This window comes from Paenirhodobacter sp. (assembly GCF_047600745.1).
Taxonomy (GTDB): domain Bacteria; phylum Pseudomonadota; class Alphaproteobacteria; order Rhodobacterales; family Rhodobacteraceae; genus Rhodobacter.
Genome location: NZ_JASGKI010000004.1, coordinates 1,917,501 through 1,938,622, shown reverse-complemented (window position 1 = coordinate 1,938,622; position 21,122 = coordinate 1,917,501). Strand labels below are relative to the sequence as shown.

Sequence of the window (21,122 nt, the reverse complement as noted above, 5' to 3'; positions counted from 1 at the left end):
TGTTTTTCAGGCCAATATCGCGGGAAATTTGCACTTTGGCGCCCCCGCCCAGCCCTCATCGGTTTCCAGATGGTGGAATCGTTGACGGAAATTTTCACTTTGCTAAAACCTCTGCAACAGCCTCCGGCAGAAGCGTCAGCAGGACGCCACCGGAAAACGGCACCTCTTTGCACAGGGAGATCATCATGCGTCGCCGTCCTCTCATGGGAATCATTCTCGCCGCCTTTGCGGGGGTCGCGCTGCCCGCCTCGGCGCAGCAGACCGTCAGGGTCGGCTCCTCGCCCACCGGGCTGCCGTTCAGCTTCATCAATACCGAGACCAGGGCCCTCGATGGCGTCATGGTCGATATCGTCAAGGCGATCGGCAAGGAGATGGGCTTCGAGCCGGACTTCGAGGCGATCCAGTTCTCCGCGCTGATCCCCTCGCTGACCAGCGACAAGATCGACCTGATCGCCGCCGCCATGTTCATCACCGACAAGCGCAGGGAAGTGATCGACTTTTCCGCGCCGGTCTACGGCTATGGCGAGGGCCTGTTCGTGCCCGCCACCGACGGCACCGCCTACAAGAGCCATGAGGATCTGAAAGACAAGACCGTGGGCGTCCAGGTCGGCACGACCTTCGTCGATGCCTTCCAGCAAAGCGGGCTGTTCAAGGACGTGAAGATCTACAAGACGATCCCCGACATCATCGCCGACGTGAACGCGGGCCGGATCGACGCGGGCTTCGCCGACGGGCCGATCGTGGCCTACTACCTGCAACAGGGGCGGTTCCCGAAGGTGCGGCTGGTCGAAAGCTACGAGCCCTCGGTCACCGGCGAGGTCGGCATCGGCATCCGCAAGGGCGATGCGCGGCTCGACCAGATCAATGCGACCATCGCGAAGATGAAGGCGGACGGCACGCTCGACGCGATCTTTGCGAAATACGGCCTGAAATGATCCGGGACGGGCGCGCGGCGCCCGTTTCCCGCCCGCAGGCATGCCAGAGGCCCCTCGATGCGTGACTTCCTGACAGATGCCCATGAGTTTTTCCCGCTGCTGCTGGAGGGGGCGAAATATACCGTGATCGTCACGGTGGGGGCGCTGCTGCTCTCGACCGTGCTGGGCATGATCTGGGCGCTGATGCGGGTGTCGGGGGTGCGGTGGCTGGCATTCATCGCGGCCACGATCGTCAATGTGATCCGTGGCATCCCGATCCTGGTGCAGTTGTTCTACATCTACTTCGTCCTGCCGGAGATGGGCATCGCGCTCAGCGCGCTCCAGGCGGGGATCATCGGCCTCGGCATCGCCTATTCGGCCTATCAGGCGGAGAATTTCCGCGCCGGGATCGAGGCGATCGACCACGGGCAGATGGAGGCCGCACAGTCGATCGGCATGGGCTGGTTCCTGACGATGCGGCGGGTGATCCTGCCGCAGGCGGTGCGGGTGATCCTGCCGCCCTATGGCAATACGATGATCATGCTGCTCAAGGACAGTTCGCAGGCCTCGGCGATCACGGTGGCCGAACTGACGTTGCAGGGCACGCTGCTGGCGTCGTCTACCTTCAAGAACATGAGCGTTTTCACGCTGGTCGCGATCTTCTACCTGTGCATGAGCCTGCCGCTGATGCTCCTCGTCAGCGGGCTGGAGAAGCGCTTCGGCAAAGGCAGGGGGCGCTGAGCCATGTCCATGATCGAGATGAAGAACGTCACCAAGAGCTATGGCTCCTTGCAGGTTCTGAAGGGCATCACCGGCGCGGTGCGCAAGGGCGAGGTGGTCTGCCTGATCGGGCCTTCGGGCTCGGGCAAATCCACCATCCTGCGCTGTCTGAACGGGCTGGAGACCTATCAGGGCGGCGAGATCACCATCGACGGCGTGCGGGTCGATGCGCGCCACGCCGCGATCCGCGACATCCGCACCCAGATGGCGATGGTGTTTCAGCGCTTCAACCTGTTCCCCCATCGCACCGCGCTGGAAAACGTGACGGAGGGGCCGATCCATGTGAAGGGCGAGCCCGCCCATGAGGCGCGCGAGCGCGGCGCCGATCTTCTGGCGCGGGTCGGGCTTGGCGACAAGATCCACCATTATCCCGGTCAGTTGTCGGGTGGGCAGATGCAGCGCGTCGCCATTGCGCGGGCGCTGGCGATGCGGCCGAAAGCGATCCTGTTCGACGAACCGACCTCGGCGCTGGACCCGGAACTGGTGGGCGATGTGCTGGACGTGATGCGCGCGCTGGCCGACGAGGGGATGACGATGCTGGTGGTGACGCATGAGATGCGCTTCGCGCGCGAGGTTTCTGACCGGGTGCTGTTTCTCGACGGCGGGGTGATCGTCGAGGAGGGCACGGCGGAGGTGGTTCTGGGCACGCCGCAGCATCCCCGGACCCAGGATTTCCTGCGCCGGGTACTGAACCACTGATCAGCCGAAGACGACGCCCCGCCACGACACCGCCCGCGCAGGCATCATTTGCCGATGGCATGATCGCAGGTCGGACCGCCGCGCCGGGGGCGGGATCCCGGCGGATGTGATTCGCGCCCCGCGCGCCTGCGGCACTTCCGCCCAGGTCCATCACGTTTCCGTTCACGGAAACTTCCGGCCCCACCCGCCCGCCCCGGCATGGCGCAGCCTTGGGAAATCAGGGGCTTGGGCTGGACCGACCATTATGGTCCGACCAGCAACAATTGCAGAATCCAACATCTGATTGACTTTATTGCATCTTCGCGGATCATGTATGTGATAGGCACGTTTTTGGTCGGACCAAACACAAACCACACTCTGGGAGGAGACCGTCTCAACATGACCTGGGCTCAGGATTATGTCCCCTTGGGCAATCTGTGGATTTCGGCGCTGGTGGCCGCGATCCCGATCATTTTCTTCTTTTTCGCGCTGACCACCCTGCGGATGAAGGGCTACATGGCGGGCACGATCACCGTGGCGCTGACGCTGCTGATCGCCATTATCGTCTATCGGATGCCGGTATCAGCGGCGCTGTCCTCGGCCGTCTACGGCTTCTTCTACGGGCTCTGGCCGATCGCCTGGATCATCGTGTGCTCCGTCTTCCTGTACAAGCTGACGGTGGCGACGGGGCATTTCGACATCATCCGCAATTCGATCCTGAGCGTGACCGAGGATCAGCGGTTGCAGATGCTGCTGGTCGGCTTCGCCTTCGGCGCCTTCCTCGAAGGGGCGGCGGGCTTCGGCGCGCCGGTGGCGATCACTGCGGCGCTGCTGGTCGGGCTGGGGTTCAAGCCGCTTTACGCCGCCGGCCTGTGCCTGATCGCCAATACCGCGCCCGTCGCCTTCGGCGCGATGGGGATCCCGATCATCGTCGCCGGGCAGGTCGCGAACATCGACCCGTTCCACATCGGTCAGATGGCCGGGCGGCAGCTTCCGCTGCTGTCGGTGCTGGTGCCGTTCTGGATCATCATGATCATGGACGGCTGGCGCGGGGTCAAGGACACCTGGCCCGCGATCCTGGTGGCCGGCGGATCCTTTGCCATCGTGCAGTATTTCACCGCGAACCATATCGGCCCCGAGCTGCCCGACATCACCGCCGCCATTGCCGCGATGGTCTGTCTGACGCTGTTCCTGCGCCGCTGGCAGCCGAAGCGCATCTTCCGCTTCGAGCCGGAACCCGGCGTGAAGGCCGAGGCGCTGGATACCACGAAGCGCTATACCGGCGGCGAGATCGCCCGCGCCTGGTCGCCCTTCATCTTCCTCACGGTCATGGTGACGATCTGGTCGCTCGCCCCGTTCAAGGCGCTGTTCGCCAAGGGCGCGCTGTCGGGCTGGGTCGCCTCGATCCATGTGCCGATGCTGGATAACGTCGTGCAGAAGATGCCGCCGATCACCGCCGCGCCCGCGCCCTTCCCCGCCGTCTACAAGTTCGACTGGTTCTCGGCCACGGGCACGGCGATCCTGTTCGCCGCGCTGATCTCGATCCTGTTCCTGAAGATCCGCCCGGCCAAGGCCGCCGAAGTCGCGGGCGACACTCTGAAGACCCTGCTGATCCCGATCTACTCGATCGGCATGGTGCTGGCCTTCGCCTTCATCGCCAACTACTCGGGCCTGTCGGCGACGCTGGCGCTCGCGCTCGCGCATACGGGGCATGCCTTCACCTTCTTCTCGCCGTTCCTCGGCTGGCTCGGGGTGTTCGTCACGGGGTCGGATACGTCCTCGAACGCGCTCTTCGGGGCCTTGCAGGCGACGACCGCGCATCAGATCGGGGTCAGCGATACGCTCCTTGTGGCGGTGAACACCACGGGCGGCGTGACCGGCAAGATGATCTCGCCGCAGTCGATCGCCATCGCCTGCGCGGCGGTGGGGATCATCGGGCGGGAATCGGACCTGTTCCGCTTCACGGTGAAGCATTCGCTGGCGATGTGCACGCTGATCGGCGTCATCACCACGCTTCAGGCCTATGTCTTCCCGTGGATGATCCCGTGACGGCGCGTCCGCGCGTTGCCGAGCGCCTCGAACAGCAGATCGAGGCGCTGATCCGCTCGGACAGCCTTCAGCCGGGCGACCGGCTGCCGTCCGAGCGCGATCTCGCGCAGCGTCTGGGGGCTTCGCGCAGTTCGCTGCGCGAGGCCATCGGCCGGCTCGTGCATCGCAATCTGGTCGAGGTGCGCCAGACCGGCATCGTGGTCGCCGAACCCGTACCGCAATCCTGGGCGGCGGAGGCGATCAGCGCACCGCTCAGCGCCCTCGTCGCGGCGCAGCCCGCCTATGGGCGCGATGTGCTCGAAGTGCGCCGCGCGCTCGAAGGTGCCGCCGCGCAACTCGCCGCCGAACGCGCCGACCCGGTGGCGCGGCAGCAGATCCTCGCCTGCCTTGAGGCGATGGAGGCCCATGACGGCACCTCCGATCCGAGCGAACAGGCGCATCTCGACGCGGCCTTTCACCTGGCGATCGCCAAGGCATCGAACAATGCCGTCCTGCATCAGGTCATGGCCAGCCTGTTCGACCTGCTCAGCACCTCGATCCAGCAGACGCTGGAAAAGATCTTTCTGGTGCCGCGCATCGCCGATACCCTCGCCCGGCAGCACCGGGCGATCTACGACGCCATCGCGGCGGGCGACGCCGATGCCGCGCGCGCCGTTTCCGACACGCATCTCGAATTCGTCGCGGTCTCGCTGCGCGAGGCGGACGAGGATCTCGCCCGCAAGGCCCGCGCGGCCCGGATGCTCGGCAACACCTGAGGAGAGCCCCATGATCATTTCGTCCATCTCGGACTATCGCGAAGGCGCCCGGCGCAGGCTGCCGCCCTTCCTGTTCCATTACATCGACGGCGGCGCCTATGCGGAATACACGCTCGGGCGCAACGTCTCCGACCTGTCACGGATCGAACTGCGCCAGCGGATCCTGAAGAACGTCGCCGAACTCAGCACCGAGACCGAGGTTCTGGGCCAGAAATTCGCGATGCCGCTGGCGCTGTCGCCGGTCGGGCTGACCGGGATGTATGCGCGCCGGGGCGAGGTGCAGGCGGCAAAGGCCGCGGCCTCGCGCGGGATTCCCTTCACGCTCTCGACCGTTTCCGTCTGCCCGATTGAGGAGGTGCAGGCCGCCTCCCCCGCGCCGATCTGGTTCCAGCTTTATGTGCTGAAGGACCGCGGTTTCATGAAGAACGCGCTGGAACGGGCCTGGGCCGCCGGGATCCGCACGCTGGTCTTCACCGTGGACATGCCGGTGCCCGGCGCGCGCTACCGCGACCGCCATTCCGGCATGTCGGGGCCGGATGCGAAGTTGAAGCAATACTGGCAGGCGGTCACCCATCCGTTCTGGGCCTGGGACGTGGGCCTGAACGGCAGGCCGCATGACCTTGGCAACATCTCGAAATACCGCGGCACGCCGACGAAGCTCGAAGATTACATCGGCTGGCTCGGCGCGAATTTCGACGCCTCGATCAGCTGGCAGGATCTGGAATGGATCCGCGAATTCTGGAAGGGGCCGATGCTGATCAAGGGGATCCTGGATGTCGAAGACGCGCGCGACGCGGTGCGCTTCGGGGCGGACGGGATCATCGTGTCGAACCATGGCGGGCGGCAGCTCGACGGGGTGCTGTCCTCGGCCCGCGCGCTTCCGGCGATTGCCGATGCGGTGAAGGGGGATCTGACGATCGTCGCCGATTCCGGCCTGCGCTCGGGGCTCGACGTGGTGCGGATGCTGGCGCTCGGCGCCGATCTGACCATGATGGGCCGCGCCTTCATCTATGCGCTGGCAACGGCGGGCGAGGCCGGTGTGGCCAATATGCTCGACCTCGTGAAGAAGGAGATGCAGGTCGCGATGGCGCTGACCGGCGCGCGCTCGATCTCCGAAATCACCCGCAACTCGCTGGTGCAATCACCGTCCTGACGACCGGGGCGCCCTTCGCTGTCCCGCCCCCGGATGGCGGGTCGGAATGGGGGAAACGAATGAGCCGGGCAGAGGCATCCCCCTGTCCGGCCATTGTTTTCAAGACCCTGCCTTGGGACGCACGATGGCAGGCGCATTAGGCACCCCGCCGCTGCCTGCATCATCCGGGCCGGGCGGTTCCGCCCTCCCGGCGATACTCAACCCCCTTCCGTGTCGCGACACGCCCGCCCTTCCGGTTCCGGGCGAAGCACCTTCCACGGAACGGCAAAATTCAATAACCCATCTGCCATCGTCACGCTCCGCTTGCGCAACACCGGCGGCTCCGGCCCCGCAGAGCGGTTTGCACCGGTCAGGGCGGCATCACGGAAACAATGGGGAACCAACAGCCCCACATCATCAAGAGTGTATGGGCTGAGAGCGCACCAAGTGCAGGTCGCCCACATCAAGATATCGCATAGCCGGGCTTTCCCGGTTCGCGCCTATGTCTTGCAGACCCACGAGATTTCTATTCGATGCTCACTGGCATGGCTTTCGTGTCTTCGGCGACGCTCCGGAATGCGGAGGCTAAGACGATATGCGAACCGCGTCGGTCGGGGCAAGGAGCGCCAGGTCAACATGCACCTCCCCAATCACTACGGAGTTCTGCAATCCGGCCACCGGCTGAGACTGCGCCGGCGTGGCGCCACCGATTCAAGCCCGCCGGTGCAGGGACGGGCCGAGAAAAACGTGCAGGATGCGCGCCCTCGGCTGTGGCAACCGATACCGAACTTCCCCGATCTGGCAGCCCTGAACGCGTGGCTGGAGCAACGCTGCGTGGAGCCATACCGACATCTGGGCCGAGGAGCAGGCGGCGTTGATGGCCCTGCCGGTCGTCTTCGACGGCTTTGTCGAGCAGAGCAAACGCGTCTCGCCCACCCGCCTGATCAGCTTCGAGCGCGGTCGCTACAGCGTCCCGGCGCCATTCGCAAACCCTCCTTGGCCTGCTCCGGGATCGGCGCGATCCCCAGGATCAGCAGCTCGGCGTTGATCAGACCGGCACGCAGCTTGGACACGGACCCATCCAGGTGCGCAAGGCGAAACTCTTCGAGCGTGGGGTTGGTGCGGACATAGCGGACGGAGAGCTTCAGGTTGACCGCCGCCATGCCGATCGCACAGGCGAGCCAGGTCTTACCGGTTCCGGCGGCACCAACAGATTGTCAGCTCGTCGAATCCATTCCCCTGTCAGCAGTTCCGCGATCATAGCGCGATCAAGATTTCGACCCTCAATGAAGCGAATGTCCTGGGGCGCGGCCCGATGTTTGAAGTGGGCGCGCGAGATCAGCCGGTCGCGACTCCGGACGTCGCGATAGCGCTGTTCCGCCAGGTGAAGATGCTCCAGGCGATCCGTAAAAGCCAATTCCGAAAATGCCGTGCTGACCTGCTGCTGCTCGAAAGTTTGCAGCATGCCATGCAGCCTGAGATCGGTCAGGTGCCGACAGGCTTGATCGTACCCCATCATTCTCTCCCCTTCTTGCCGTAATAGCGGGCGCCGCGGATATTCTTTTCCGGTAGCGTCATGCGCTGCACGGTGCTTTGGGCGGGCGTGGCTTCTATGCCGCGCTTCAGCACGTTTCCAACGTGTTCGAAGCGCAGATCACCAAGACCGACGGCGCGCTCGCAGGCTTTCTGGAAGCGCGCTTTCCCGAACCGTCGCGGCATCGACTGGATCCAGCGCAGACGGGACTGCATCTTCTGCTGCGTCTGTGCTATGGCCTGTTCCACCTGCGCAAGCCTGGCGCAGGCGTTAGCCCTTCGCCCACTCCAGAAGGCCCGTATCTGCCCAAGCGGCATGTGCCTCGGGCCGGTGAGCCGGATCGGCAATCGGCGGTCGCCCCCCGGGTTTAAGGTCGGGACAGATGGGCGATCAGCGCGGGCAGCTCAGTCTGCACCGTGATCCCGACGACATGCAGGTCGATGTCGAAAAGCCGGGGGCGATGCGATTGCGCATTCCACGCCATGGGATCGCCGCCTTTGCCTCCGCGAAGCCGGGGCGATCCGAGAGAATCCGGCTGGCTGCCTCGCCGACCATCACCACGGCGCGTTGCGTCCGCAGATCGGCCAGGAAATCCTCCTCGGTCATGCCTTCCGTAAAGGTGAGGGCATCGGTCGCCGCTGTCACCGGGACCGCCTGCCGCAGGACATTCGCACGGATATGCGGCGGCAGGTCCATCGGGGTCTTCACATCGACGCGCACGCCAAGCGCCTCTTCCAGCGCATCCTGAAGTCCCCCGAGGTCGAAGAGCGTGGTCTCGGGCAGCGGCTCGACCAGCACGTCGAGGTCGCTGTCAGCCCGATCCCTACCCGTCAGGACAGAACCGAACACACGGGGATTGGCCGTGCGGTGCCGGGCCGCGAGTTCGCGGATCAGGTTGCGGCCCTGTTGCAGGGCCTGGGATGGCGTCTGGCTCTGCATCACAAGGATCTCCTGCGTCCAATATAGACGATCCGGGGGCAACAGCCAATCCGCGCGCTCATTCTTCATGGCTGGCGCCAGTTTGGGCACATTCCTGCAATAGCACTGTGAATTGGGCGCCTGCTGAAGCGCCATGTCGACTTTTCCGGGATGGTTGTGCCGTAGTGCCAGCAGGAGATGAGCGCAATTTCTACTGATCTGATCCGCTCACATCCTCCACGACCTCCTGCCGGAGCTTCGGCCCCTGCGCGAGCCCCCGTCCGAGCGCGATGATGAAGGCCTCGTAGCGCTCGCCGACCTTGGCCTTGGCCGCCTGCGCGGCGGGCTCGGGCAAGGCCGGGGTGGTGGCAAGCCAGAAGCGGATGAACACGGCCAGGGTTTCGACAGCAATGCCGACATCGCGCTCCGTCCGTCCCATGCGGCGATCGAGATGGTCGAGGCGCCGGGCCACGACCGCTTCCCGGTGCTCGGCATCATCGGGCGACAGGAAGGAGGCAATCGCGGCCTCGGCGATCATCGACTGCGACTGGTCCCTGCGCGCGGCAAAATCCGCGAGGAACCGCTCGACCTCGGGGTCCAGATAGACCGTGACCTTTCTCTTTTTCCGGGGATTGGCCATGGCGCTACAGTTCCATCCCGTCGTTCGGGTCCATCGCCACCTGCCGGATCATGCCGCGGCTCGGCGACAGCCGCGTCATGTGGATGCGCCACGAGCGCGCGATGCGACGCGGCGGACGATCCGTCCGGACAGGACGATGCCGGGGTGGTGCTGCCCGCCTTCCCTGCCGGTGACGGCGGTGACGAAGCCGCTTCGGCCGACGATGCAGCCACCCTGATCGACGCCGATCCGGAGGGATCGTCGCTCGACTGGTCGCAGCAGCGTGCCCGTGAGGGCCTGCCGCGGCTGTTCGGCACCATTGGCCTCGCGCGCGACACGCTGCACCGGGAGGCACCCGAGCTGGCCCGCGATGCCGATCACATCGTCATCGACGGCCCACCCCGCGTCGCCGGCCTCATGCGCTCCGCGCTCCTCGCCGCCGACCTGGTGCTGATCCCGGTGCAGCCGTCGCCGCTCGACGGCTGGGCCTCGGCCGAGATGCTGGCCCTCCTGGCGGAGGCCCGCATCTACCGGCCGCAACTCGTCGCGCGCTTCGCGCTCAATCGCTGCGGCGCGCGCACCGTTATCGCCCGCGAGACGGCCGACACGCTCGCCGACCATGATCCGCCGATGCTCGCCACCGCCATCGGCCAGCGCGTCGTCTTCGCCGACGCCGCGCAGGCAGGGCGGCTGGTCCGCGAGATCGACCGCCTGTCTCCCGCCGCCCGCGAGATTGCTGCACTCACCGCCGAGATCGAAGGGCTGGACACCGGGAGGGCCGGGCCATGACCATCCTCACCGGCGATTGCCGCGAAGAAATGCCTTGGCACGCGCCCTTCGACATGATCCTTGCCGACCCGCCCTATGGCGACACGTCGCTCGCCTGGGATCGGCGCGTCGAGGGCTGGATCGCGCTGGCGCGCGCCGCCCTCCGGCCGACCGGCTCGCTCTGGGTTTTCGGCTCGCTGCGCTGCTTCATGGCGACCGCAGACCGCTTCGCCGACGCCGGCTTGCGGATCGCGCAGGAGATCGTCTGGGAAAAGCAGAACGGCACCGGGTTTCATGCCGACCGCTTCAAGCGTGTGCATGAGCTGGCCGTGCAATTCTATCCGGCAGAGACGGCCTGGCGCGACATCTACAACGACGTCCAGACCACGCCCGATGCAACCGCGCGGACGGTTCGCCGCAAGTGCCGTCCTCCCCATACCGGCCAGATCGACGCCGGGCATTACATCAGCCAGGACGGCGGGCCGCGCCTGATGCGCTCCGTCATCTACCTGCGCAAGGGGATTTATGGGGCCTGACCGTAGGCCGCGCGTCGGCACGCAAATGTGGAATTGGGGTTCAAATGGCCAAGGGAAATGGCACCTCTCTCATCCGCTTCATTATGCTAGAAGCGGAAATGCCTGAAAGTGACCTTTCGCAAATTATAAACACCATTCAAAATGCTTTGCCGCCGGCCTCGCCGAGCGGACCAAAGTACCGAAAGCGTCCGCCCAGATGATCCGTGCCAGCGATCAAGATGACGACGATGAAGACGTCATCGACGCGTCAGTCGATGAGGATGACGAAGCACCGACGGCCCAAGCGCCAAAAGTGACACCATCAAAACCGCACCGTCCGGCAAAGACGAAAGTTGTCGAGATTCAGCTCGACGCCGCAGTGTCTTTGGCGTTCTACGTTGATCAGTACGCTCGACTCTGTTGCATAAATCGTCGGCTTGCCGAGGTTTCCCTTTCCCTGGACAGACTCATCCCACAGCCTCAGTGAGGGGTATGTCGAGCGCGATGAAGCCGTTGAGAACGGCGATGCGGACCTGGAACTCGGCGACCTGACGGCCGAAGTTCCGAGCGGTCAGCCGCTGGCCCAGCAGTTTCACACAGGGCATCCTGGTCTCGATGCGGCTTCGGCGGTGGTAGCCGCTCCATCGTCGCCAGATGGTCCAACCGACACGCCTTGATGTGCGCAGGGTGTCGTTGCGCGCGATGGCGCCGGCGGTATCTGGCTTCCAAGGCTTGGCGTTCTTGCGGGGCGGAATGATCGCAGCGGCACCACGGGCCGCGATGGCTTCGTGGCACTTGCGCGTGTCGAAGGCGCCATCAGCGGTGACTGTGCCGATCTCCTGTCCGGGTGGAAGCTGGTCCAGCAGTTCGGGCAGCATAGAGGCGTCGCCGACATCGCTGGTGGTGAACTCGGCAGCCCGGATCTCCAGGGGTTTCTCGTCGATCCCGAAATGGATCTTGCGCCAGACCCGCCGTTTGGGTCCGCCGTGCTTGCGCGCGTTCCACTCCCCTTCGCCCTCGACCTTGATCCCGGTGCTGCCGAGCAACAGGTGAAGCGGGCCGTCTGATCCGCGACGGGGAATATTGACCATCAGGGGGCTCTGGCGGCGTGACAGCGTGCTGAAGTCCGGCACGCTCCAGTCCAGACCGATCAGGCCCCGCAGGCTCTCGACGAACCCGGTCGTCTGGCGCAGTGCCATGCCGAACAGCACTTTTTTCGTCAGACAGATCTGCTGGCGGCCTCACTTGCCACGCTGGATTCGCATCAGGAATCCAAGCCGACGATTTATGCCACCTGTATAACCGCCGCTTGCGCAAGGGGGTATTCTGGATCCTTTTGGCGGGTCATAGGGGCTGACATGTATCCGACCTCTTTGCAGCCATCGTCATGCTGCGGGCCGGTATGGTGTTCGCGGATCAGGTCCAGATCAAAGCCGCGTGCTCGAAGGCACTCTGTTGCACACTGGTTCTCCCGATCCCGTCTCACGACGATTGCGCCAAACCGCTCCTTGCGCTCCGACGTCCGCGCGACCGACGACGATTTACACCGCCGTGGCCGGAGCCTTGTAGACACCCCGGGCCATCACGGCCCAGACGATCCGCGCCGTTCGCGATGAGCTTGAACCCGTGGCGCTTCATCGCTCATTGTTGGCCAAAGCCACCCGCACCAGCATCGGTGGTTTGCGCAACAGCAGACTGCTCAGCCAGCTTCCTTGTGAACATTACGTTTGATCACCACGCTGTTGGCGCCATTGATCAGCAGGCGCCGCAAGGATCGTTCCCCCATTCCGGCCGTCGCTCCGAGACATTGCTTCCCGCCGGTCGAATGCTGCCGTGGCACCAGACCAAGCCAGGCGGCAAAATCGCGGTCCTTGCGGAACGTCTCGGGTGGCGGAGCCAGAACCGCAATGGCCGTGGCGATCAGCGGCCCGATCAGGCACCGTCATCAGCCGCCGGGCGACGTCATTCTCCTTGGCGCGCCGCGCGATCTCCGCATCTCTGCCTCCAGGTGCGCGCGTGCCGCGATTAAAGCCTTCAGCGTGGGAATGGCATCGGTAGGCAGGTCACTTTCCGCATCCTCGACGAGGACAATCAGCCGTGCCGCGTTGGCCGCTTCCTGCGGCACGATCTGCCCGAACTCGGTCAGATGGCCGCGCAATGCGTTGATCGCCCGCGTGCGCTGCCGGATCAGCAGCTCGCGCAGGCGGAAGACCATCGCCGCGCCCTGAGTCTCTTCGCTCTTCACTGGCACGAAGCGCATTGTCGGCCTCTGAGCCGCTTCGCAGATTGCCTCGGCATCCGCCGCATCGTTCTTCTGGCGCTTCACGAACGGCTTGACGTAAGTGGGCGGGATTAGCCGCACGTCATGGCTCAGCTTGCCGATAGTAATGCGCCCCTCCACAAGCTTCCATCGCCACGACGCAAGAGGGCAACTGGCTGAAAACCCCAGCACCTGCGACCGCCGCAACTTCCTACGCAGAACGGCCTGTCCTGCGCCGTCGGCTCCATGCACCTGGAACACATTCTGCGCCAGTTCGAGCCCGATCGCGATAATCTCCAACATGACCGCTCCCCTTTGTGACCCGGGCACAAAGATCCCCGCAGGGGACAGCAACAGAGTCCGTTTCACCCCAAAATCGCCCTTTCCGTTGCCAGTGCAGGGTTGTTGATGCGCCCCCGCATCCCCGAATGAGGATTCTTCCCTGTCCGGTAGGCCCAGAACGCACAGTTGTAGATGGCACGGCGCCTTCACCGCCCCGGGGCATCCTCAGCGCACCCAGGGCAATGCCCCCGGATGCTGCGGAAGGTCGTTATGTCCTTGGGATACAGGTCGGGATCACGTTCGCCCCTGACCGTGGTCGTCATTGCCCGCCGGAGTTGGCGCAAGATGCCCCGATGCCGCCAAGGTCTCCGGGGGGATGCTCAACGGGTCCAGAGCATTGCTTCGGTCGTCAAGCAACAGATGGGCATGGGGCTGATTCTCCGAACGGAAGCCAGCCGTTGTGCGTCATGGGCTCGCACCCTGTCACAGGAGGGCACCAGCCCGACTCCGCAGCCTTGGCGATAGCTTGGGTGCTGGCATCAAACATTGGCTTGCCCCCAATGCTCGACAGGTAGGTTTGGAACCGCCATTCACCTGCCCATAGGAGTTCTTGGGGCCGTTGCGCGGTGAAGGCGGCGGCCTGACCGTTGCGAACCCCAACCAGCGCAGCATGGAAATCCGCGAGGTCGGCCCCGGTCGCCGCGAACCGCGCTTCCCGACCATCGAAGACTGATCACGGAAGGATCAAGCATGACCGAGACCACCATCAACATCGCCGACGAGATGATGCGCCACATTGCCCGCGCAACCGATGTCCAACGCCTCTCCGGCAAGGAAATCCTCCCCGTATACCTCGACGGAGGCTCGGTGCCCTGCATGCACCATATGGCAATGTGGGAAGGCATGACGCATATCGACCTGACCGGCGGACTGGACAAGCTCGCGACCAGGTTGGCAACACCATCACCGTGATCGTGCCTGATCCGACTCCGGAGACCACGGCAACCATCTCGCTGCCCGGCTCTGGTGTGCTGCTGATCGCGGCGATCGGGGCCATGTGCCTCGGGAGGTTGTTGTGATACGCGTTCTGATCGGGTGTGATGCGGCGTGCTTTCGCGGCTCGCGGGTATGACGCATGGTCGTGTGACCTGCTGCCTGCTGCGGACGGTTCCAACCGCCATATTCGCGGGGACGTGCGCGACGTGCTGCGGGACGGATGGGATCTGTTGGTTGTGGCGCATCCTCCCTGCACCCGCCTCCGCAATAGCGGCGTCCGCTGGCTGCCCACCCCGCCGCCGGGGAGGACGCTTGCCGACATGTGGTCCGATCTGGACGAAGGCGTTTCGCTGTTCACTGCATGCTGGCGTGCGCCAATTGATCGGATCGCGGTCGAAAACCCGGCGATGCACCGGCACGCCCGCGCGGGGATGCCGTCCGACCTGCCCCGCCCGCAGATTGTGCAGCCGTGGTGGTCTGGCGATCGGGCCAAGAAGGCGACGAGGTTCTATCTGCGCGGCCTGCCGCAGCTGAGGCCGACGAACAATCTCACGCCGCAGACCGGATCCGACGAGGCCAGGCGGTGGGAATCTGTCCACCGCTGCCCGCCGGGCCCAGAACGCACCCGCAGCCGCACATTCCCGGGCATTGCCGACGCCTGCCGACCAGTGGGGATCGTATGCCCTTGGCTCCGCAAAACAGGAGGATGGATGATGGTCAGGCCCAGGTCTGTCACGCAGTCAGATATTGATCGCGCGCTCGCCGTCGCCGCACGGCGGGCCTGTCGATCCGCGAAATCGTGCTGGAGCCTGGCCGCGTCAGGGTGCTGACTGACGCCGGGGCATTCCGCATCAGCCCGGAGCCTGAGCCGGTTGCCCGCGCCATAAAACCGGCGCAGGATGACCGGAAGCCGATACCGCGAACCTGACCGCAATGAAAATCAAATACCCTGGCCTGCTGACCGAAAAGCTGCCGTCCGGGGCGGTCCGGTATCGCGTGCAGGTCGAGGAAGACAAAGCCCGGCGTATCCTGCTATCGGTAACGCCGGATCATCCGCAGTTCGTGACGATCTACCGGGCCGCGCGGGCTGGGGTCAAGATCGCGCCGAAAGCCACGCCAGAAGAGCGGGCCATTCGCGGCTCGATCGGCTGGTCAGCGGTCAAGCCATTTGGTGGCGATGGAGCGCGAGATGAAAGCCGGGGTCGTCTTCCCTCTCACGCTGAAAAAGCGGAGTGGCGTGATGAAGGTGCTGACGGACAAATATGCCAATCGCGCTCTGGATATCCCGTTGCAGAAATTGATCGAAGCCCCGGCATGGGCCGACAGTGTGATTGAGGGAGTGCGTGCGCTGCGCTGGCAGCCGGTCAAGCGCGGATCGGCCGAGGTGCAAATTCCGATGCTTCCCGTGCGGCCACCGTGACGGGAGAGACATACCTGCTCAATGCCAAGGGGCAGCGCTTTGCCACGCCGGATTCACTCGGGCAGATGTTCCGGCGATGGCGCTCTGATGCGGGCCTGGAGGACCGGTCATCACACGGCATCCGGAAGGCCGCCGGTCGCCTGCTGGCTCGGGAAGGCTGCTCGCAATACCAGATCATGACGGTGCACGGGCCGTCAGAGGTCTACACAAAGGGGGGTGGAGTGCTGGAACCTTGCCCGCGATGCCATGCCCGCGCTTGAGTCTATGGATATGGTGAGTGTCCCGCATGCCATTCTGACGTGGGACGCAATGGGAATTAACGAATTGAAATTACAAGAATAATGTTTGGTAATTGGAGCGGGCGGCGGGAATCGAACCCGCGTCTCCTGCTTGGAAGGCAGGGGTCTTACCATTACACAACGCCCGCGATACGGTCTCGGTACCGTAACCGATTTCAATTTACAAGCCTGCACGTCGAAATTGCCGCGTCCCGCCCCGGGCAGCAACGGCCAAGGGGGGGCCGTCATCTGCGGCCCCCATGTTGCCCGAGCTCTGCTTCGGGGCCGCAATACTGAGCAGATGAACGTCGACGGACGATCAGTTCAACCGCGAGGCCGGTGGTCAGGACGGCTGAGATGCGCGCATCAGAGCCCTGAAGGCGGGAAACGACCGTAAGCCCCTGCGCTTCTACAGCCTACTCCGGCAGCCGCGCGGCCCATGCCTCGACCGGATCCCCCGAGCCCAGATCGGGTTGCACAAGCCCGTTCACCATGAAAGTGGGCGAGACATGGATGCCGTTCTGGCGGGCGTATTTCGCGTGCCACTTGATCTCGGCCTCCAGTTCGGGAAATGTAAAGGCCTCGGCCAGCGCGAGCCCGGTATAGCCCTCGATCCGGGCGATGATCTGGTTCGGCGTGGTCTCCATGTTCGGCCCCCTGCAATGGGCCTCGAACTCGAATTCCTCGCGCCGGGCACCGACCTCGGCCAGCACCTTCTTCGCATTCTCACGCCCGCCCGACAGCATCGAGGCTGCCAGCACGCAGCGCGTGATCACACCCGAGAACATGTGCCAAGGCTGCGACTGCATCCGCAGCTTCACCGTGACGCGATCCTCCCCCACCGCCAGCAACGCATCCATCTTGCCGAAGGCGCGGACGGAGAAGGGGCAGGTCGGCTCAAGGAACATCTCGAAGACATGCGGGCCATGCCCCCAGGACAGGGGATCGGCGCGGCGGGGGATTGGGGTCATAGGAACCTCCGGAGAATGAATGGGCGCAGGGGCTGATCGCTTCCGCACCGCATTGAACCTCGCCAGGATCGCGAAGCCAAGGGCCGCGCCGTTGGGACCGCGACAATCGTCGCAACATCAGCCCGGACGCGGATGGCATCGCGGCCAGACCCGCGCTCATCTTCCGGATCCGCGAGACAGGGACGAAGCCGGAGGGAGCCAATCGCGTGGCTGGCCGTAAGATCAAGCGACGGGTACCTGTCCGGGGCGATCTACTGCCACTTGATGGGTGCCCAGACACAGCCGCAGCGGGACAATCACGGTGTCGAGAAAATGAAGACAATTCGGCTCATATCTACAGTCAGGACCCATAGATCTGCTTGAGTGCAGGCGGGCGTCATGATTCATCCTCCCGACCTGGAGAGGGATCATGGACGAACTTTTCTGGCTGACGGAAAGGCAGATGGAGCGGCTGCGGCCGTTCTTTCCGAAGTCCCGCGGTAAGCCGAGGGTCGATGATCGGCGTGTGCTGAGCGGCATAATCTTCATTCAACGCAATGGGTTGATGTGGAAGCACGCACCCAAGGAGTATGGCCCGCCGACTTGAGGGAAACCGTGGCCCCAGTGGGGCCGCGTAAGTTCCCGAAAAGGCCCTACAATCGCTGGAAGCGGTGGAGCCGCATGGGCGTTTACCACGATCATGACCGAACTGGCCGCACAGGCCCAGGAAACCGGGATCGTGATGATCGACGCAGCGCACGCCAAGGCGCACCGGACCGCATCGAGCCTTGCGGTTCAAAAGGGGGGCGCGGGCGACTGATCGGTAGGACCAAGGGTGGGTTGAACTCGAAGCTGCACGTCCTGGCCGACGCGAAGGGCCGCCCGATCCGGATGTTTCTGTCGGCGGGCCAGACCTCGGATTACATCGGTGCGCGGGCGCTCCTGTCCTCCATCCCTCGGGCCGGGGCACTGCTTGCCGACCGGGGCTATGATGCCGGCTGGTTCCGCAACGCACTGATCGAAATGGGCATTTCGCCCTGCATACCCTCTGACCTTCCACGGGATTTTTCCTTCACTGTTGATTAGAGTCCGGCCCAACTTGAGGACGGACAATGAAGCGAACGAGATTCACGGACGAGCAGATCATCGGCATCCTGGCTGAGCACGAGGCAGGCGCGAAGTGTGCTGACCTTTGCCGCAAGCACGGCATGTCAGAGGGGACTTTCTACAACTGGAAGGCCAAATTCGGTGGCATGACGATGTCAGAGGCCAAGCGGCTGAAGGTGCTCGAGGATGAGAACGCCAAGCTGAAGAAGTTGCTGGCCGAGCAGATGCTCGATCTCGCCGCGATGAAGGAATTGGTTTCAAAAAAGTGGTGACGCCTGCCGTGAAGCGCGAGGCAGTCGCGCATCTGAGGTCCCTGCTTGGGCTCTCTGAACGGCGGGCGTGCCGGATTGCCTGGGCAGATCGCAAGATGGTGCGATACCAATCGCATAGGGCGCCGGACACGGTGCTGCGCGGGTGGTTGCGGGAGCTGGCCAACGAGCGCCGACGGTTCGGCTATCGGCGTCTCTTCGTGCTGCTGCGGCGCGAGGGCGAGCCGTCCGGCATCAACCGGATCTATCGGCTCTACCGCGAGGAGGGGCTGACGGTGCGCAAGCGAAAGGCCCGGTGCAAGGCCGTCGGGACGCGGGCGCCAATTCCGGTCGAGGCGCGGCCCAATGCGCGCTGGTCTCTGGATTTTGTCCATGACCAGTTAGCCAGCGGCCAGCGCTTTCGGGTGCTGAATATCGTCGACGATGTCACCCGAGAGTGCCTCGCGGCGATCCCGTTCGCCATCGGCCTTGAACCGGTGGCGGCGCGATGGCTCACCATCAATCTCGGGCCGCCGCGTGGCGCGTGAGCTGACGGTCCTGATCGAACGCCGCGGCAAGCCCGGCATGATTGTCAGCGACAACGGCACCGAGCTGACCAGTCGCGATCTTACACTAGCCGACTTCGTCGTCGAGCGGCTCCAGATGGTCGTCACGCCGCATGTCGCACAGAGTTTCGGCATTCCGCGATCGACGGCAGAACCACCCAGCACGTCGGCTACGCTCAATCCCAGCGGCGGCGGAAGAAGATCGAGGAGCCTTTCTGGGCAAAGACCGTTGGTGGCATGGCGCAGACGCTCTACCGCGAGATCGAGCGCGTCCGCGCCCCGTTCACCCTGACGATGGCCGCCTGCAACCTCGCAAGGCTGCCGAAACTGCTCGGTGCCTGAGCGGGAAGCTACGGGCTGAAACAAGCCGAGGAGTATTTCAGCGGCCTGTCAATGAAGAGGGGGTGAGGAATAGAAGAAAGGTTGTGACAATATATCGAACAAGCGTTGCCTGAATCAAATGGAAAGGTGTTGGGGATATAATGGGTGTCAGGAAAAATACGGCCGGGCATTAATGGACAAAGGATTGGTTGTCCGAAGAAGGTATCTCCCCAACACCCCGGAGAAACATATTCCCGCATTGCCTCTGCCCTGTCAGGTGTCCCCCTTATCAACACCGGACTCTAGGCGTTCTCTGTTTCTCTCCGGACAACAAAGCCCTATTCCCTGTCTCCCTTTGACGGATTCAATGCAAAAACCGAAGGAACCTCAGGCGACCGCTGAACGGATCGCTGCCGCTGTCGCGCACCAGGCCGAGAAGGGAGTCATCCCCTCCCTGAAGTCGATTAGCTGGCTCACAAGGAAGACCTTCGCCCGACGGGATCACGGCCCGAACGCACCGTCCGAAGGATCTGGGTCAGGGCCGCTTCCCCGATCTCCGAACCCACCCGGATCGTGGCATCGCCGATCACCAGTTCAACCTGGTCAATGTCCACGGTCGCCGTCGGGGCCGGGATCTCCAGCGCGGGCATCAGGTCGGGGTGCTGTTCCAGCAGCTTCTTGCGCCACTTCCCGCTTACCAGCCGACAGAAAAGCATACTTCTGGCTGCCTTCGCTTCGCCCCCCTTCTCCGAGCCGGGCCGGGGCGCACGGCTTTGTGATCCCGCCGATTCTGCGCTGTTGTTCGCTGCGGGCTGCTTCCGGTTTGATTCCGGGGCTCGGGAGGCCCAAATGCCGAAAGTCTCCCTGTGGAGGTTTAAGCAGTTGTGATATGTTGGAACTGGTTGCGGGGGCAGGATTTGAACCTGCGGCCTTCAGGTTATGAGCCTGACGAGCTACCGGGCTGCTCCACCCCGCGCCGATGTTTGTCTGTTGGTTTTTGATCGTATTGAGAGAACGTGGCTTCTTTCTAGGTTTGGCGGTGACCTACTCTCCCACGTCTTGAGACGCAGTACCATTGGCGTGTTGGCCCTTAACGGCCGAGTTCGGGATGGGATCGGGTGTTTAGCCAGCGCTATGACCACCAAACCGAGGAAGAAGCCTTTGTCCAAGTCCTGTTCACATAAGTATGCATGCTTATTGATTGTAGCCTTGCTGCTACTGGATCAAATCAAGCCAATCGGGCAATTAGTACCGGTCAACTGAACGCGTTACCGCGCTTACATCTCCGGCCTATCGACGTGGTGGTCTTCCACGGCCCTCAAGGGATACCTAGTTTTTGGGGGGGCTTCACGCTTAGATGCCTTCAGCGTTTATCCTGTCCGATCATAGCTACCCAGCACTGCCGTTGGCACGACAACTGGTCCACCAGTGGATCGTTCACCCCGGTCCTCTCGTACTAGGGGCAACTCCCATCAAGTATCCTACACCCACGGCAGATAGGGACCGAACTGTCTCACGACGTTCTAAACCCAGCTCACGTACCTCTTTAAATGGCGAACAGCCATACCCTTGGGACCTGCTCCAGCCCCAGGATGAGATGAGCCGACATCGAGGTGCCAAACGATGCCGTTGATATGGACTCTTGGGCATCATCAGCCTGTTATCCCCAGAGTACCTTTTATCCGTTGAGCGATGGCCCTCCCACTTGGGACCACCGGATCACTATGACCGACTTTCGTCTCTGCTCGTCTTGTCAGACTTGCAGTCAGGCAGGCTTCTGCCATTGCACTCAACGACCGATTTCCGACCGGTCTGAGCCTACCTTCGCGCGCCTCCGTTACGATTTGGGAGGCGACCGCCCCAGTCAAACTCCCCACCATGCAGGGTCCCGGACCCGGATAACGGGCCGCGGTTAGACATCAAGAGTGCGAAGGGTGGTATCTCAAGGGAGGCTCCGCCGGAACTGGCGTCCCGGTTTCAAAGCCTACCACCTATCCTGCACATCACAATCCTGATGCCAGTGCAAAGCTAG

Annotated in this window: 16 protein-coding genes, 2 tRNA genes, 2 rRNA genes and 7 pseudogenes (1 of these 27 only partly in view); 15 read left to right on the top strand and 12 right to left on the bottom strand. The window is 63.7% G+C overall.

What is annotated here, in order from left to right:
• Positions 1–185: 185 nt before the first annotated feature.
• The 7 genes and pseudogenes from QM789_RS18275 to QM789_RS18245 all read left to right on the top strand — a co-directional run.
• Positions 186–935, top strand: a complete 750-nt coding sequence (locus tag QM789_RS18275; RefSeq protein ID WP_420353231.1) for an ABC transporter substrate-binding protein — start codon at positions 186–188, stop codon at positions 933–935.
• A gap of 57 nt (positions 936–992) precedes the next feature.
• Positions 993–1,655: an amino acid ABC transporter permease gene (locus tag QM789_RS18270; RefSeq protein WP_420353230.1), complete on the top strand. Its 663-nt coding sequence runs from the start codon at positions 993–995 to the stop codon at positions 1,653–1,655.
• Between the two features lie 9 nt (positions 1,656–1,664).
• Complete coding sequence (locus tag QM789_RS18265) at positions 1,665–2,393, top strand: amino acid ABC transporter ATP-binding protein (RefSeq protein WP_420353229.1); 729 nt, start codon at positions 1,665–1,667, stop codon at positions 2,391–2,393.
• A gap of 378 nt (positions 2,394–2,771) precedes the next feature.
• The gene (gene lldP / locus QM789_RS18260) at positions 2,772–4,421 is read left to right on the top strand and encodes an L-lactate permease (protein ID WP_420353228.1); all 1,650 of its coding nucleotides are present in this window, start codon (positions 2,772–2,774) and stop codon (positions 4,419–4,421) included.
• Positions 4,418–5,176 carry an FCD domain-containing protein gene (locus tag QM789_RS18255; protein WP_420353227.1) on the top strand — a complete coding sequence of 253 codons (759 nt, stop codon included), beginning with the start codon at positions 4,418–4,420 and terminating at the stop codon, positions 5,174–5,176. The genes lldP and QM789_RS18255 overlap by 4 nt, the downstream gene beginning before the upstream one ends.
• Before the next feature lie 10 nt (positions 5,177–5,186).
• On the top strand, positions 5,187–6,329 hold the full coding sequence (gene lldD, locus QM789_RS18250; protein WP_420353226.1) for an FMN-dependent L-lactate dehydrogenase LldD: 1,143 nt from the start codon (positions 5,187–5,189) through the stop codon (positions 6,327–6,329).
• 402 nt (positions 6,330–6,731) lie between these two features.
• Positions 6,732–7,305 (top strand): annotated as a pseudogene (locus QM789_RS18245) (IS21 family transposase); the annotation flags it as partial.
• On the opposite strand, the pseudogene QM789_RS18240 reads toward QM789_RS18245, so the two are convergent.
• The 4 genes and pseudogenes from QM789_RS18240 to QM789_RS18225 all read right to left on the bottom strand — a co-directional run bounded on the left by QM789_RS18240 (position 7,253) and on the right by QM789_RS18225 (position 9,400).
• Positions 7,253–7,773: pseudogene (locus tag QM789_RS18240) on the bottom strand (ATP-binding protein). The pseudogenes QM789_RS18245 and QM789_RS18240 sit on opposite strands and share 53 nt — an antisense overlap.
• 50 nt (positions 7,774–7,823) lie before the next feature.
• Positions 7,824–8,090 carry a hypothetical protein gene (locus tag QM789_RS18235; RefSeq protein WP_420353225.1) on the bottom strand — a complete coding sequence of 89 codons (267 nt, stop codon included), beginning with the start codon at positions 8,088–8,090 and terminating at the stop codon, positions 7,824–7,826.
• 142 nt (positions 8,091–8,232) lie between these two features.
• Positions 8,233–8,781: a nucleotidyltransferase domain-containing protein gene (locus tag QM789_RS18230; protein WP_420353224.1), complete on the bottom strand. Its 549-nt coding sequence runs from the start codon at positions 8,779–8,781 to the stop codon at positions 8,233–8,235.
• Between the two features lie 190 nt (positions 8,782–8,971).
• Positions 8,972–9,400 carry a CopG family transcriptional regulator gene (locus QM789_RS18225; protein ID WP_420353223.1) on the bottom strand — a complete coding sequence of 143 codons (429 nt, stop codon included), beginning with the start codon at positions 9,398–9,400 and terminating at the stop codon, positions 8,972–8,974.
• A gap of 150 nt (positions 9,401–9,550) precedes the next feature.
• Here QM789_RS18225 and parA point away from each other — a divergent pair, with 150 nt between their 5' ends.
• From parA to QM789_RS18210, 3 genes are all read left to right on the top strand, one after another.
• A complete protein-coding gene (gene parA / locus QM789_RS18220) occupies positions 9,551–10,168 on the top strand; it encodes a ParA family partition ATPase (protein ID WP_420353347.1) in 618 nt (205 codons plus the stop codon).
• Complete coding sequence (locus QM789_RS18215; protein WP_420353222.1) at positions 10,165–10,683, top strand: DNA methyltransferase; 519 nt, start codon at positions 10,165–10,167, stop codon at positions 10,681–10,683. The genes parA and QM789_RS18215 overlap by 4 nt, the downstream gene beginning before the upstream one ends.
• A 196-nt stretch (positions 10,684–10,879) precedes the next feature.
• Positions 10,880–11,149, top strand: coding sequence for a hypothetical protein (locus QM789_RS18210; protein WP_420353221.1), 270 nt, complete (start codon positions 10,880–10,882; stop codon positions 11,147–11,149).
• On the opposite strand, the pseudogene QM789_RS18205 reads toward QM789_RS18210, so the two are convergent.
• Both QM789_RS18205 and QM789_RS18200 read right to left on the bottom strand, forming a co-directional pair.
• Positions 11,130–11,894 (bottom strand): annotated as a pseudogene (locus QM789_RS18205) (IS5 family transposase); the annotation flags it as partial. The gene QM789_RS18210 and the pseudogene QM789_RS18205 sit on opposite strands and share 20 nt — an antisense overlap.
• Positions 11,895–12,203: 309 nt before the next feature.
• Positions 12,204–13,225 (bottom strand): annotated as a pseudogene (locus QM789_RS18200) (IS110 family transposase).
• A 729-nt stretch (positions 13,226–13,954) separates the two neighbouring features.
• Here QM789_RS18200 and QM789_RS18195 point away from each other — a divergent pair.
• The 3 genes and pseudogenes from QM789_RS18195 to QM789_RS18185 all read left to right on the top strand — a co-directional run bounded on the left by QM789_RS18195 (position 13,955) and on the right by QM789_RS18185 (position 15,620).
• Positions 13,955–14,176, top strand: coding sequence for a hypothetical protein (locus QM789_RS18195; RefSeq protein ID WP_420353220.1), 222 nt, complete (start codon positions 13,955–13,957; stop codon positions 14,174–14,176).
• A gap of 128 nt (positions 14,177–14,304) precedes the next feature.
• Positions 14,305–14,914: pseudogene (locus tag QM789_RS18190) on the top strand (hypothetical protein).
• A 475-nt stretch (positions 14,915–15,389) separates the two neighbouring features.
• On the top strand, positions 15,390–15,620 hold the full coding sequence (locus tag QM789_RS18185; RefSeq protein WP_420353219.1) for a hypothetical protein: 231 nt from the start codon (positions 15,390–15,392) through the stop codon (positions 15,618–15,620).
• Between the two features lie 353 nt (positions 15,621–15,973).
• Here the strand turns inward: QM789_RS18185 and QM789_RS18180 are convergent.
• Both QM789_RS18180 and QM789_RS18175 read right to left on the bottom strand, forming a co-directional pair.
• Positions 15,974–16,047, bottom strand: a tRNA-Gly gene (locus QM789_RS18180).
• Between the two features lie 267 nt (positions 16,048–16,314).
• On the bottom strand, positions 16,315–16,869 hold the full coding sequence (locus tag QM789_RS18175; protein WP_420353218.1) for a DsbA family protein: 555 nt from the start codon (positions 16,867–16,869) through the stop codon (positions 16,315–16,317).
• Positions 16,870–17,278: 409 nt separating this feature from the next.
• On the opposite strand from QM789_RS18175, the pseudogene QM789_RS18170 reads away from it, so the two are divergent.
• Together QM789_RS18170 and QM789_RS18165 are read left to right on the top strand one after the other, a co-directional pair.
• Positions 17,279–17,895 (top strand): annotated as a pseudogene (locus QM789_RS18170) (IS5 family transposase); the annotation flags it as partial.
• 65 nt (positions 17,896–17,960) lie between these two features.
• Positions 17,961–19,111 (top strand): annotated as a pseudogene (locus QM789_RS18165) (IS3 family transposase).
• A gap of 452 nt (positions 19,112–19,563) precedes the next feature.
• On the opposite strand, the gene QM789_RS18160 reads toward QM789_RS18165, so the two are convergent.
• The 4 genes from QM789_RS18160 to QM789_RS18145 form a co-directional block, all read right to left on the bottom strand.
• A complete protein-coding gene (locus QM789_RS18160) occupies positions 19,564–19,806 on the bottom strand; it encodes a hypothetical protein (RefSeq protein ID WP_420353217.1) in 243 nt (80 codons plus the stop codon).
• A 183-nt stretch (positions 19,807–19,989) separates the two neighbouring features.
• Positions 19,990–20,066: transfer RNA gene (locus QM789_RS18155), tRNA-Met, on the bottom strand.
• Between the two features lie 55 nt (positions 20,067–20,121).
• Positions 20,122–20,236: ribosomal RNA gene (gene rrf / locus QM789_RS18150) — 5S ribosomal RNA — on the bottom strand.
• A 78-nt stretch (positions 20,237–20,314) separates the two neighbouring features.
• Positions 20,315–21,122 (bottom strand): 23S ribosomal RNA (locus tag QM789_RS18145); it runs 2,035 nt beyond the window's last position.